We start from the raw sequence: 13,084 nt of genomic DNA, 5'->3' as shown, positions 1-13,084 counted from the left end.
GACATGCGAAGGCTCCGTGACGGCAAGTCGGACGGGTGTCCCTCCCGCCCGGACGGAGCCGGGAACGGTGAGGGCGGGTGCCTTCACACCGGTGCGCCGCGCGGCGCGCTACGGCCGAGCCCCTCAGCAGGGCCGTCCCCCGAGACTACGGCGGCGTTCGCCCTCACTGTCAAGGCTGTCCACAGTGTGAGCCGTACGTCTCAGTTCGTTGACGGGACATCGGATGCCTGCTCCACTTGGCCCATGCATCCGCAGCAGTGGCTGGTCACCCGCTCCCACATCGACTTCGGTCGAGTGTGGTCCTGTTCCTGTTGAGCCGACCCCCTGCCGCCCCGTTCCCGGGGCGTTCCCGGCGTTCAGCCGCCTGAGCTCACCCCTTCGCCTTCACCCCGCGCGCCTTCCCCTCCCTCAGCGCTCTCCGCACCGCCCCGGGGTCCACCCGCGGGCGGGACGCGGCCGTGTCAGCAGTCGCAGCCGCAGCCGTCGCAACAGCAGCCGTCTCCGCACTTCCCGCAGCAGTCACAGCAGTCGCAGCAATCCGAGCAGTCGTCGCAGTCGCACCTGTGGCAATAGCCTTCCTTGGGCTCCCGGCTCCAGGGACCTTCGTGCTCGCCGCAGCACAACTGGCACGTGCAGGCGAGGCCCGCCCAGACGGCGCACCCGGCCAGCAGGCCGCGCCGGTCACGACGCGGCGGCTCCGGCGGCGACGGCGGCCCGCCGGGCCCGGCCGGCGCGAACGGGTTGCCCGGCGGCGGCCCGAACTCGCCGTCCGCACGGGCGTGCCCGCACGCGGCCGTGCCGAAGGCCCGGTGAACGGCGTTGCCCAGCTCGTGCACCAGCAGCACATGGGCCAACTTCGCCTCCGCGCCGGGCTTTTCCGAGTCCTTCCCGGGCGCCCACACGACCTCGCGCAGCGCGAGCCGGATGCCGTGCACGGCGTCGTCGGCGAGCCGCCGCGCCTCAGGCAGGGACGTCCCGGTCGCGGTGAGCGGGTTCCACGCGCCCGCGGCGGCGTCGGCCTCCCGGTCCTCCACGGCGTCCAGCAGATGCGCGAGCCGCCCGAAGAGCCGGCCGGCCTCGGCGAGCGGTTCCGCGTTGCCCGGCCGGCCCGCCAGCACGGCGGTGTGCGCGAAGGCCGCCGCGGTGGCCGTCTCGGTCGGTTCGGTGACCGTGAGCAACGGCGTCCCGGGTCCGGCGAGCGCCTCGACGCCGGTCTGCCGGTCCACGGCGTCGACGAGGACGGCCGTGTCGAACCCGACGGCGGATCCGGTGCGGGCCCCCGCCGCGCCCCAGCCCGCGGCCACCCGGCGCGCCGCCGAGGCCACCGGACGGCGGGCCAGCAGCCCGTCCCCGTCGGCCACATGGTCGCGCACCTTCGCTGAGGCCAGCACCAGGGACACGGCGGCCGCGAGCCGCGCGCCCTCGCCCCGCGCCACGGACGCCGTACGCATCCCGCGCAACGGGCAGGGCCCCGCCGTGCGCCGTGCCCCTGCTCCCTGCCCGGCCTGAGCCTCCGTCAGGACGGATATGAGCAGCCCGTCGTAGTTGGTGACGACCCGGGCGAACTGCCCGTGGTCCTTGCGCAGCGCGAGACACAGTCCGCACAGGTGCGCCATCCACTGGGCGCTGAGGCCCTCCCCGAGCCGGTGCCGGCACGGCCTGACGATTCCGAACACGCTCGATCCCCCGTGATCCTCGGTGCGTTGAGTGACGCCGAACCGTGCGCATCGTAGCCGTGGGTGACAGGCGGCCACGGTTCGCCCCTGTTCACCCGTACGCTCCGCCCGTCACCCGGTCGCCGAGAAGAATCATATTTCACTCTCAGTCAGCATCGGTGTACGGCGGGACCCTTGGGGCACCTGGACTCTCGACGGATCGGCTGTGCACCAGTACCGTCACAAACCCCCCGCGCGGCGTCTATCCACTTGGCGCGACATCCGCATCATGGACGACCATGGGGAATGCGGAAAGCAAGAATGACCGCAGTGAGAGGAGGCGTCCATGGGATCGGTACGCAAGGCGAGTGCCTGGCTTGGCCTCGTCGACGACAACGATGACGAGCGTTACTACGACGACGACTATTCCGAGGGGACCGACTCCGGCGACGCCTGGGTCACCGATCCCCGGGTGAAGGTCGCCACCGACTCGGCCGAGGAGAGGGGCCGTCGGATCGGCACCGTGACCCCGGACAGCTTCCGGGACGCTCGGGCGATCGGCGAGCTGTTCCGCGAGGGCGTCCCGGTCATCGTGAACCTCACGGCCATGGAGGCCGGCGACGCCAAGCGCGTCGTCGACTTCGCGGCCGGCCTGATCTTCGGGCTGCGCGGTTCGATCGAGCGGGTCTCCACCCGGGTGTTCCTGCTGACCCCGAACAACACCGAGATCGTCAACGGCGACCCGGCCTCGCACCGGTCGGACGGGTTCTTCAACCAGAGCTGAGGCAGGGCCGCTCGCCGGCCCTGCCTCCGCCCGGGGTCAGCGGAAGGCGTCGAGTCCGGTGAGCGCCTTGCCCAGCACCAGCTGGTGCATCTCGACGGTGCCCTCGTAGGTGAGCACCGACTCCAGGTTGGTCGCGTGCCGCATGACGGGGTACTCCAGCGAGATCCCGTTGGCCCCGAGGATCGTCCGCGCCGTACGGCAGATCTCGATGGCCTCTCGTACGTTGTTGAGCTTGCCGAAGCTGACCTGCTCGGGACGCAGGCGGCCGGCGTCCATGCGCCGCCCGAGGTGGTGGGCGAGCAGGATCCCCTTGTGCAGCTCGACCGCCATGTCGGCGAGCTTGGCCTGGGTGAGCTGGAAGCCGCCGATCGGCCGCCCGAACTGCTCCCGTGTCCTCGCGTAGTCGAGCGCGGTCTCGAAGCAGGACCGCGCGGCTCCCATGGCCCCCCAGACGATCCCGTACCGGGCGTGGGACAGGCAGCTCAGCGGGCCCTTCAGCCCCACCACCCCGGGCAGCACGGCGTCGGCCGGCAGCCGTACGTCGTCGAGGACGAGCTCGCTGGTGACGCTGGCCCGCAGCGACCACTTGTGCTTGATCTCCGGGGCGGAGAAACCGGGGGCGTCCGTGGGGACGACGAATCCCCGGATCCCGTCGTCGGTGTGCGCCCACACCACGGCCACGCCGGCCACGGAGCCGTTGGTGATCCACATCTTGCGGCCGGTGAGGATCCAGTCCGAGCCGTCCCTCTTGGCGTGGGTGCGCATGGCGGCGGGGTCGGACCCGTGGTCGGGCTCGGTCAGCCCGAAGCAGCCGATGACCTCGCCGGCGGCCATGCGGGGCAGCCACCGCTGCTTCTGCTCCTCGCTGCCGAAGCGGTGGACGGCGTACATCGCGAGCGAGCCCTGCACGGAGACGAGCGAGCGGATGCCGGAGTCGGCGGCCTCCAGCTCCAGACAGGCCAGCCCGTACTGCACCGCGCTCGCGCCGGCGCACCCGTACCCCTGGAGCGACATCCCGAGCGCCCCGATCCCGCCGAGTTCGAGGGCCAGCTCCCGGATCCCGGGCAGCTCCCCCTTCTCGTACCACTCGGCGACGTACGGCAGCACCCGGTCCGCGGCCCACGCCCGCACGGTGTCCCGCACGGCGAGATCCTCGGAGTCCAGCAGCTCGTCGACGCCCAGGGGATCAGCAGGATCGAACGACACCATGACGACACCCTCCACCAGCCCAAGAAAACTAACACCGCTAGTCTCCCACCCCACCCCAACCCGCCACCACCACCCACACACACCGCTCCCCGCGCGCACGACCCACCACCCGCACCCGCCGACGGCGAGCGCGCCCCACGGGCGACGTCCACCTTTCAGTGGGCGGTCATGGGCGGCGCGCGGGTGGGGAAACTCCCCCGAAGCTCAGCGCAGCGTCCCCCGCGTCCCGAGGCGCCGGCACCTCCACCGCGGGCGCCTCGCACTGCATCACCCGCGGCAGCCGCAACGCCATCACCGCCCCCAGCAGCAACAACCCCGCGCTCACCAGCAGCGTCACATGCAGCCCGTGCACGAAGGAGTCCCGGGCCGCCCGCCGCAGCACCTCCCCCGCCGGCCCCCCGAGCCGCGCCGCCACCCCGTACGCCTCCCCCAGCGAATGCCCCGCCGCCGCCGACGCGTCGGAGGGCACCCCGGGCACCGACGACAACCCCGGCGCGTACGCCGCGTTCATCACGCTGCCCAGCAGCGCGATCCCGATCCCCGCCCCCAGCTGGTACGACGTCTCCCCGATCGCCGCCGCACCCCCCGCCTGCTCCGGCGGAGCCTCGCTCAGCATCGACTCGTACGCCGCGAACAGCGTCGTCTCCAGCCCGAACCCGAGCAGCACGAACCCGAACAGCAGCAGCCCGGCGTTGTCCGCCTGGCCCATCGCGGTGAGCGTCACCACGGCCGCCGCCGTGAGAACGAACCCCGCGAACACCATCCGCCGCGGCCCGAACCGCCGCAGCAGCCGCGCCCCGGCGAGCCCCGCGGCCATCGCCGCGAACGTCAGCGGCAGCAGCCGCAGCCCCGTCTCCAGCGGCGACAGCCCCAGCACCAGCTGCAGGTACTGCGCCGCGATCAGTTCAAGGCCCACCAGCGCCAGCATGGCCAGCACGATGCACCCCACCGACGTGCTGAACGCCGGCCGCGCGAACATCCGCAGGTCCACCAGGGGATGCCGGCGCCGGCGCTGACGCCGTACGAACAGGACGATCAGCGCCGCGCCCGCCACCAGCGGCGCCACGGTCAGCGCGCCGAGCTCCCCGCCGCCCAGCCGCTTCACGCCCAGCACCACGCCGAACAGTCCGGCCGCCGCCGTCAGCGCGCCGACGACGTCCCACGGGCCGTCCGCCGCGCCGCGCGACTCGGGCAGCAGCAGCCGGCCCACCGGCAGGCTGACCAGCATCAGGGGGATGTTGACGAGGAAGACCGAGCCCCACCAGAAGTGCTCCAGCAGGAAGCCGCCGAGCAGCGGCCCGACGGCCGCGCCGACGGCGGCCACCGCGCTCCAGACGCCGATCGCGAGCGCCCGCTCCCGCCGGTCGGGGAAGACCTGCCGCAGGATGGACAGCGTCGCCGGCATGATCATCGCGCCGCCCACGCCGAGCAGCCCGCGCGCGACGATGAGCACCTCGGCGGTGTGGGCGAAGGCCGCGATCGCGGAGGCGACGCCGAACAGCGCGTAGCCGAACAGCAGGATCCTTCTGCGGCCGACCTTGTCGCCGAGCGTGCCGAACAGGATCAGCAGCGAGGCGCAGACGAGCGGGTAGGTGTCGACGATCCAGAGCAGCTCGATCGCGCCGGGCCGCAGATCCTCGGTGACGGCGGGCACCGCGACGTGCAGCACGGTCGCGTCGACGGCGACCAGGAGCAGGCTGACGCAGAGCACCAGGAGCACGACCCAGCGGTTGGCACCGGCCCCGGCCGCCCGACGGCGCAGCCCGACGGCGGCCGTGGTCGTCCCGGACATGTACGTACCTCCCAGGTGTTTCCTCGGATTCGCCTCGGGTTCGGCGGTCTCGCGGGGGTGCGGCCTCCCCGCGACCCGGCCGGAGAGGAGCGGTGCTCTCCGGCCCGCGCTGCGAACGACGAGTATTCGCAGCGTACGCGAGTTCACGGGCCGGCCACGTGGCGGACCTCTCAGAGGGCGGGGCGACCTGTGTGGTGTACGCCACGTGACGCGACCGCCCTCACGCCACGGCGCTCCGCCGCTCTGCCCGCCCGGTCGATAATCGGGCGCGTGACCGAACTCGAAGCACCCACGACCGCCCGGGCGCCTCGGGCGGCGACCGCCGGCTCGGCGTCCCTGCGCCGGGCGGCCCCGGCTCTGCTGGGGTACGCGGCCGTGCGGATCCTGTGTCTGCTCACGCTGGCCGTGTGGAGCGCGGCGCGCGGAAAGAGCGCGTACACGCTGCTGACCGCCCGCTGGGACGCGCTGTGGTACACCCGTGTCGCCGAGCTGGGGTACGGCTACGAGGTGCGCCTGCCGAACGGCGACGTGCACTCCAACCTGGCCTTCTTCCCGCTGCTGCCGTGGCTGGAGCGTCTGCTGCACGCGGTGACGCCGCTGTCGTACGCCGACGCCGGCTTCGTGGTGTCCCTGCTCGCCTCGCTCGCCGCGGCCTGGGGGATCTCCGCGGTCGCGGACCATGTGTACGGCGGCCGGTACGGCCGTCGGGCCGGGGTGTGCGCGGTGTTGCTGTGGGCCGCCCTGCCGGTGGGGATCGTGCAGTCGATGGCGTACAGCGAGTCGCTGTTCACGGCGCTGGCCGCGTGGTCGCTGTACGCGGTGCTCACCGGCCGGTGGGTGACCGCGGGTCTGCTGGCGTCCGCGGCCGGGCTGACCCGGCCGGTGGGGCTCGCGGTGGTGGCGGCCGTTTGGGTGACGGGTGTGCTCGCGTTCGCGAGGGAGCGCGGCGGAGCGCGTACCGGCGCTCGCGCGGGGCGTGCACGGCGCGCCCTCGGGCTCGCCCTCGCTCCCCTCGGCACGGCCGGTTACGTGCTGTGGGTGGGCCGTCGCACCGGCGGGGGCCTGTTCGGCTATCTCGACGTGCAGGCGGGCTGGCGCAACGGCTTCGACGGCGGCTACGCCTTCGCCCGCTTCGTCGCCGACAAGTTCACGGCGTTCCCGTCGGCCCTCGCCGGGCTCGGCCTGGTGGTCGGGGTCGCGCTGCTGATCCGGCTCTACGTCGTCTGCGTCCGGCAGGGGCAGCCGGTCCCCCTGCTGGTGTACACGGGCGTGGTCCTCGCGCTCGCGCTGTGCGCGTCGAGCTACTTCGGGTCGAAGCCGCGGCTGCTGATGCCGGCGTTCCCGGTGCTGTTCCCCCTCGCCCTGACCCTCGCCCGGCTGCGGACGCGGACGTCGGCCCCGGTGGTGGGCGCTGTCGTGGCGGTGGCGGCCGCGTACGGCGCCTGGTGGCTGAACGGTTCCGGTCCGCCGTGATCACCGCGAATCGATCAGGCTATTTATAAGTTTCCTAAAACAACCCTCCAGAACGATCAAAAGAATTGAAGGGGATGACCGGACGGGATTGCGTAATCCGTAGGAATATCGGCCCCGTTGAGAGCAATCCCACATCACATCGTCATCACAAACCCGTGGAATCGGCCGGGAACAGAGATCACTCGCTGTAACGTCGATTGGGTGCGTACCGAACCAACCCCCACCCGACGGCTGGACCGGGTGTTCGCCAGGCTCGACCGAGAGCCCGAACGCCCGTCACACATCGATGTGCCGAGGATGAGCCGGCACAGGATCGTGCTGTTCTCGGCGACCCTGGCCTTCTACCTGGCGATCGTGTGGCTCGTGGTGATCACGTCGTGGCTGGTCCGCCTCGACTGGCAGGTCATGTTCTTCCGGCCGTACCAGCAGTGGTCGGGGATCCACTGGTTCGTCGACTACTACGTGGTCCTCGGCCAGCGCGGCCCGACCGCGGTGATGGTCGCCGCCTGGCTGGGCTGGAGATCCTGGCGGCAGCACACCCTGCGCCCGCTGCTCACGCTGGGCGCGTCGCTGCTGCTCCTGAACATCACGGTGGGGGCCGCCAAGATCGGCATGGGCCGCCTCGGCCCGCACTACGCCACCACCATCGGCTCGAACGAGATGGGCCTGGGCGGCGATATATTTCCCAGCGGCCACACCGCGAACGCGGTCGTGACCTGGGGAATCCTGGCCTATCTGGCCTCCACCCCGAGAGCGCGGCGCTGGCTGTCCGCGCTCTCCGCGGTGACCTCGCTCGGCGTCGGGCTGGCCACCGTCTACCTCGGCACGCACTGGCTGAGCGACGTGGTCCTCGGCTGGGCCGCGGGGCTGCTGATCCTGCTCGCGCTGCCCTGGTTCGAGCCGCTGATCGCCCGCTCCGAGGTCCGCGTCTTCGAGCTGCGCGACCGCTGGCGCGCCCGCCGCGGGGGCAGGTCCACCTTCCCGGCGCCGGTCCCCGTGCCCGTGTCGCTCATCGCGCGCACCGCGACCGCGGACGAGGCGCAGGTGTCCTGCGACGCCTCGGGCACGACCCGTTCGCCCAGGTCGACGCTGCATCTGGCGCCCGGGTCGCACGGCATCCGCTCCGAGCGCGCTCCGTTCAGCCCGGCCGGCAGCCGCCGCCCGCCGCACTCCGACCGCCTGCCGCGCGGGGCGACCACCTCGGCGGCCCGCCCGGTGACGGGCGGCTGACGGCCCACGCGGGCGCCGGTACGCACCTCGCGGCCCGCACGGCGAAGGCCCCGGTTCCTCATCCAGGAACCGGGGCCTTCGTGATCTCTGCGGAGGCGGTTCAGCCCTTCCAGGCGCGGTTCACCAGGCCGTCGCTCACTTCGAGGTTCAGCCGGCCCACGCGGTACTCCATGGTGATGACCGTGCCGGGCGCGAGCGAGCGCACCGTCGTCCATCCCCGTTCACGGGCGAGCCGCTCGGCGCTCTCGGCGTCGAGGCCGACGTATCCGTCCGGGCTGTCCTGGGGCTCCTCCACGGGAGCGGGATTCGGTGCCATACCGCCCACGCTAGGCGGAGCGCGCGCTCGCGGGAAGCCCGGACAGCGAAGCCCGGACCGGAGATGCGGATCACCCCGGTCACACTTCTGTCACAGGACCACGACACATGTTTGAGGCTTCGGGAATCACCTCGCGGGGCACTGGACCGTCACCCGTACGAGCGGTTTCCTGCGCCTTTCACGCCTATTCGAACGCAATTCCCGCGCGTCACCCGGACGCCCCTGAAAAGGCGGCGGAAAGCGCCCGGAGAACTCTCCCGCCGAGCCCGTTCCCGTCACATTCCGCAGACCTCGCCGACGCCTTCCCGCCATGGGAAATGCACGGCTCCCTCACATCTTGTCCGTACTTCCCCCGTCGGAGCGGGCGGGGGCGCGAGCCTCCTGGCGGCCGGCGAGCCGGGACGGCCCCGCCCGGTCGGGGGCGGGGCCGGTGGGGCGGAAGCCGGCTCAGAAGGCCAGGCGCAGGCCCGGCATGATCAGGTCGGGGTCGCCGCCGATGGCGTCCTTGTTGGCGGCGTAGAGCCGCTGCCAGGTGGTCCCGTTGCGGGCGGCGATGACGCTGAGCGTGTCTCCCTCGCGGACGGTGTAGTCGCCGCCGCGGGAGCTGCCGCGGCTGCTGTGGCCCGACCCCGTCGAACGCTGCGGGCTCTCCGCGCTGTGCGACTTCTCCGAACGCTTCGCCGAGCCGCCGGCGGACGACGACGAGTACGAGGAGTTCGAGGACTTCTTCGACTTGTAGCGGTGCTCCTTGGTGCCGGACGAGCCGGACCCGGTCGAGCCGGAGCCGCCCCCGTGGGACGAGGGAGCGCTTCCGGACGCCCCGGCGCGCCCGGAACAGACGGGCCAGGCGCCCCAGCCCTGGGAGCGCTGGACCTTGGTGGCGACGGAGATCTGCTGCGACCTGCTGGCCTTGTCGGCGGTGGAGGCGTACTGCCCACCGCCGTACGCCCGCCAGGTGGAGGCGGAGAACTGCAGTCCGCCGTAGTAGCCGTTGCCTGTGTTGATGTGCCAGTCGCCGCCGCTCTCGCACTGGGCGATGCGGTCCCACACCCCGCTGTCCGCGGCCGCGGCGTTGCCGCTCGCTGCCAGCAGGCCGAGCGGGGCGAGGAGCACCGCTCCTGCGATGACCGCCGTCGTCCGGGCCCTGTCGGCGCCGGTGCGGGCGGTGGAGCGGGTGTTATCGGCACATTCGGACATGTAGATCCCTCTCTGCGGACCCGGGTCTCCCCCGGAGCGGGGCGCACCGTCCGCGCAAGGACGCGGTGGTGGCGCTCCGCCCCGTCCGCCGGCGGTCGTGCTGCGCTGTCCTGCTCTGCGCGGCCGGCGGACGTTCCCGGGCGGTGCTAGCTGCACACGGCGGAGGAATCTATGGACTCTGACGGTTCGTTAACAACCAACTGAAGGTTTTCGCAGGCCAGTTGGTGGTTACCTTGGGTAACACCCTTGATTGAACGCACCACTTAATGCGTTGATGTCGCCATACGCCCGCCATGCCGCCCATGACGTCTGTGACTCAGCTCACGGAACCAACTCCCGTTGCCATCCCGTTACTTGACGCTGAGTGTTCGTTTCCGCACACCTCGTGACCGTGTGCGCAGGGCGGTTCGATTCGGTTGGGCCGACAGCGTGACTCCCGCCACAGATCCGCCGTTGTCTTCTGCATGAGCCGGGGACTCACCCGGCCCGCCAACGCACCGCATCCGAGGGAGCCACCCGTGCCGCGCATGCTCGACGTCAGCGACGAGGTACGCGCCGAGATCGGCGACGAAGAAGCCGACCGGCTGCTCGCCGGAGAGAACGCCCCGGGCAGTTACGACTGCACGTCCTGCCGCACCCCGGGCGACTCCGCGCACGAGCGCACCAGCACCGTCCTGTTCATCGGGGACGAGACCGCCGTCCTCGCCTTCGCCCACTCCACCTGTCTGCCCTCACAGGTCGTCCAGGTCACCGAGGAGCAGCTCCAGGGCGCGGTCCGCTCCATCAGCGGCGACGCGGCCCGGGTTCCCGCGCAGGCCGCGCCCGAGCAGGCCGTCCTCGGGGTCACCAGCGGACTCGTCCTGATCGCCGGGGAGTTGCACCCCGCCCTCGTCGTCGAGCCGACCACGCCGATCGCACGCCCGGGCTCCTCCGGCCTGGGCGACGACTTCCTGCCGCTCCTCATCGAGCAGGGCTTCATGCCGCTCACCGAGCTGTCCGAGGCGCCCCCGGTGCAGCACGGCTGGTCCGTGCTGCTGGCGATGGGACAGCTGCACGCCGTCCTCCAGCCCTCCGCGGGCGGGGGCCAGCCGGTGGCCTGGTGGCAGGCGCACCAGCCGCTGCAGGTGACGGACGGGTGGCGGGCGGCCGCCAACAAGCACCAGCAGGTGCTGATGTTCGCCGCGCCGGCGGGCTCCATCGGGCGTCAGCCCCGGGAGGACCTGCTGCGGGACGCGCTGGACAAGGCGGCGGCGGGCGGCAAGCTCGTCGGCGCGGCCCTGCCGCTCGCGGGCACCTGAGCCGGGCGGTCCTTCGGCGCATCCCTTCCCGCGCCGGGTCGTTTGGACATACGTGCACACCTACGACGTTCCGCGCCGCCAGGCCTTCCAGTCGGTCCAGTCCTCCCGGCCGGCGGCCCAGGATCCCCAGGGCGGCCCCTCGGCCACGCCGATCTACGACGCGCTCTACGCCGAGTACGTCAAGTCGTTCCGTTCGCTGCCGGGCGATCGCAGCGGGGAGGAAGACCTGGGGTTCACCGCCTTCGGGTACGTCCCGCACAGCACCGGGTCGTTCAGCAGCGGATCGCTCGGCAACTCGTTCAGCAGCGGCTACAGCGCCTACAGCGCGGGCGCGCAGAGCGCCCGCACCGGGCTAGGGCAGCAGTCGCAGTGGCAGCGGGTCGGCCCGCTCACCCCGGCCGGCCGGCAGCCGCAACCGCAGCCACAGGCCCAGCCGCAGGCGCCGACGACCACGCACCACGTCCCCGCGGCCCTGCCGCCGGCCCGAAGAGGCTACTGAGCGGCAGCAGGGCCCGGCGCGGCCTCGGCGGCGCCCGCACACGGCCGGAGGGCGGCCCCCGCGATGGGGAGCCGCCCTCCGGCCGTCATGTCACTTCTTCCTGCCGCGCTTCTCGCGCACCCGCACCGAGATGTGGATCGGCGTGCCGTCGAAGCCGAACTCCTCGCGCAGCCGGCGCTCGACGAAGCGCCGGTAGCCGGCCTCGATGAAGCCGGACGCGAAGAGCACGAACCGCGGCGGCTTGGTGCCGGCCTGGGTGCCGAACAGGATGCGGGGCTGCTTGCCGCCCCGGATGGGGTGCGGGTGGGCGGCGACCAGCTCGCCCAGGAAGGCGTTCAGCCGGCCGGTGGGGACCCGGGTCTCCCAGCCTGCCAGCGCGGTCTCGATCGCCGGGACCAGCTTCTCCATGTGCCGCCCGGTGCGCGCCGAGACGTTCACCCGGGGCGCCCACGCCACCTGGGCGAACTCGGTCTCGATCTCGCGCTCCAGGTAGTAGCGGCGCTCCTCGTCGAGGGTGTCCCACTTGTTGTAGGCGATGACCATCGCACGGCCCGCCTCCACGGCCATGGTCACGATCCGCTGGTCCTGGACCGAGATCGACTCGGAGGCGTCGATGAGGATGACCGCGACCTCGGCCTTCTCCACGGCGGCGGCGGTGCGCAGGGAGGCGTAGTAGTCGGCGCCCTGCTGGAGGTGGACGCGCTTGCGGATACCCGCGGTGTCGACGAACTTCCAGGTGACGCCGCCCAGTTCGATCAGCTCGTCGACCGGGTCGCGGGTGGTTCCGGCCAGCTCGTTGACGACGACGCGCTCCTCGCCCGCCACCTTGTTCAGCAGCGAGGACTTGCCGACGTTCGGGCGGCCGATGAGCGCGATACGGCGCGGTCCGCCGACCACCGTGCCGAAGCTCTGCTCGGGCGCCTCGGGCAGCGCCTCCAGAACGGCGTCCAGCATGTCGCCGGTGCCGCGGCCGTGCAGCGCGGAGACGGGGTGCGGCTCGCCGAGGCCCAGGGACCACAGGTAGGCCGCGTCGGCCTCGCCGCTCGGGCCGTCGACCTTGTTGGCGGCCAGCACGACCGGCTTGCCGGCCTTGCGCAGCAGCCGTACGACCGCCTCGTCGGTGTCGGTCGCGCCGACCTTGGCGTCGACGACGAAGACGACGGCGTCGGCGGCCTCGATGGCGTACTCGGCCTGGGCGGCCACGGAGGCGTCGATGCCGAGGACGTCCTGCTCCCAGCCGCCGGTGTCGACGACCTTGAAGCGGCGGCCCGCCCACTCGGCCTCGTAGGTGACGCGGTCGCGGGTGACGCCGGGCTTGTCCTCGACGACGGCCTCACGGCGGCCGATGATCCGGTTCACCAGGGTCGACTTGCCGACGTTGGGGCGGCCGACGACGGCGAGCACGGGCAGCGGCCCGTGACCGGCCGCCTCGATGGCGCCCTCCACGTCCTCCAGATCGAAGCCCTCTTCGGCGGCGAGCTCCATGAACTCCGCGTACTCGGCTTCGCCGAGCGCCCCGTGATCGTGCTCGAAGGCGTCCGAGCCGCCGGGCTGGATGTGGTCGTTCATGAAGTCCGTACCTCGTTCATCGTGGTGATCGGTGGACCTGACTCGGCAGGTGATCCACTACT

Annotated in this window: 11 protein-coding genes; 5 read left to right on the top strand and 6 right to left on the bottom strand. The window is 72.2% G+C overall.

Translation table 11 applies throughout. The features are described from left to right. Positions 1-461: 461 nt before the first annotated feature. Positions 462-1,676: a DUF5685 family protein gene (locus EV567_RS25420; RefSeq protein ID WP_130444027.1), complete on the bottom strand. Its 1,215-nt coding sequence runs from the start codon at positions 1,674-1,676 to the stop codon at positions 462-464. Between the two features lie 325 nt (positions 1,677-2,001). On the opposite strand from EV567_RS25420, the gene EV567_RS25415 reads away from it, so the two are divergent. Beyond that, positions 2,002-2,439, top strand: a complete 438-nt coding sequence (locus EV567_RS25415; protein WP_130444025.1) for a cell division protein SepF — start codon at positions 2,002-2,004, stop codon at positions 2,437-2,439. Positions 2,440-2,475: 36 nt separating this feature from the next. Here the strand turns inward: EV567_RS25415 and EV567_RS25410 are convergent, their stop codons facing one another. Continuing rightward, positions 2,476-3,648 (bottom strand): acyl-CoA dehydrogenase family protein, encoded by a 1,173-nt coding sequence (locus EV567_RS25410; RefSeq protein ID WP_130444023.1) that lies wholly within the window; start codon positions 3,646-3,648, stop codon positions 2,476-2,478. A 166-nt stretch (positions 3,649-3,814) separates the two neighbouring features. Beyond that, entirely contained in the window at positions 3,815-5,440 is a 1,626-nt protein-coding gene (locus EV567_RS25405; RefSeq protein WP_130444021.1) for an MFS transporter, read from the bottom strand. Positions 5,441-5,710: 270 nt separating this feature from the next. Here EV567_RS25405 and EV567_RS25400 point away from each other — a divergent pair, with 270 nt between their 5' ends. After that, positions 5,711-6,913 carry a hypothetical protein gene (locus tag EV567_RS25400; protein WP_407071621.1) on the top strand — a complete coding sequence of 401 codons (1,203 nt, stop codon included), beginning with the start codon at positions 5,711-5,713 and terminating at the stop codon, positions 6,911-6,913. 201 nt (positions 6,914-7,114) lie between these two features. Continuing rightward, entirely contained in the window at positions 7,115-8,143 is a 1,029-nt protein-coding gene (locus EV567_RS25395; RefSeq protein WP_130444019.1) for a phosphatase PAP2 family protein, read from the top strand. Positions 8,144-8,243: 100 nt separating this feature from the next. On the opposite strand, the gene EV567_RS25390 is transcribed toward EV567_RS25395, so the two are convergent. Together EV567_RS25390 and EV567_RS25385 are read right to left on the bottom strand one after the other, a co-directional pair. Continuing rightward, the gene (locus EV567_RS25390; protein WP_130444017.1) at positions 8,244-8,459 is read right to left on the bottom strand and encodes an I78 family peptidase inhibitor; all 216 of its coding nucleotides are present in this window, start codon (positions 8,457-8,459) and stop codon (positions 8,244-8,246) included. A gap of 447 nt (positions 8,460-8,906) precedes the next feature. Then, on the bottom strand, positions 8,907-9,656 hold the full coding sequence (locus EV567_RS25385; protein WP_130444015.1) for a transglycosylase family protein: 750 nt from the start codon (positions 9,654-9,656) through the stop codon (positions 8,907-8,909). Between the two features lie 518 nt (positions 9,657-10,174). Between EV567_RS25385 and EV567_RS25380 the strand changes: the two genes are divergently transcribed. Continuing rightward, positions 10,175-10,954: a hypothetical protein gene (locus EV567_RS25380; RefSeq protein WP_130444013.1), complete on the top strand. Its 780-nt coding sequence runs from the start codon at positions 10,175-10,177 to the stop codon at positions 10,952-10,954. Positions 10,955-11,006: 52 nt separating this feature from the next. Further along, entirely contained in the window at positions 11,007-11,453 is a 447-nt protein-coding gene (locus EV567_RS25375; RefSeq protein ID WP_130444011.1) for a hypothetical protein, read from the top strand. A gap of 90 nt (positions 11,454-11,543) precedes the next feature. On the opposite strand, the gene der is transcribed toward EV567_RS25375, so the two are convergent. Next, a complete protein-coding gene (gene der, locus EV567_RS25370; RefSeq protein WP_130444009.1) occupies positions 11,544-13,022 on the bottom strand; it encodes a ribosome biogenesis GTPase Der in 1,479 nt (492 codons plus the stop codon). Positions 13,023-13,084 lie beyond the last annotated feature (62 nt).

It is taken from the genome of Streptomyces sp. BK239 (assembly GCF_004217285.1).
In the GTDB taxonomy this organism is placed as follows: domain Bacteria; phylum Actinomycetota; class Actinomycetes; order Streptomycetales; family Streptomycetaceae; genus Streptomyces.
Note: the sequence above shows the minus strand (reverse complement) of the source record. Positions and strands in the feature narration are given on the sequence as shown.

Excerpts from the sequence above, each read along its gene's own strand:
- EV567_RS25415 (WP_130444025.1), top strand. The coding sequence starts at position 2,002 with ATGGGATCGGTACGCAAGGCGAGTGCCTGGCTTGGCCTCGTCGACGAC.
- EV567_RS25410 (WP_130444023.1), bottom strand. The coding sequence starts at position 3,648 with ATGGTGTCGTTCGATCCTGCTGATCCCCTGGGCGTCGACGAGCTGCTG.
- EV567_RS25405 (WP_130444021.1), bottom strand. The coding sequence starts at position 5,440 with ATGTCCGGGACGACCACGGCCGCCGTCGGGCTGCGCCGTCGGGCGGCC.
- EV567_RS25390 (WP_130444017.1), bottom strand. The coding sequence starts at position 8,459 with ATGGCACCGAATCCCGCTCCCGTGGAGGAGCCCCAGGACAGCCCGGAC.
- EV567_RS25385 (WP_130444015.1), bottom strand. The coding sequence starts at position 9,656 with ATGTCCGAATGTGCCGATAACACCCGCTCCACCGCCCGCACCGGCGCC.
- der (WP_130444009.1), bottom strand. The coding sequence starts at position 13,022 with ATGAACGACCACATCCAGCCCGGCGGCTCGGACGCCTTCGAGCACGAT.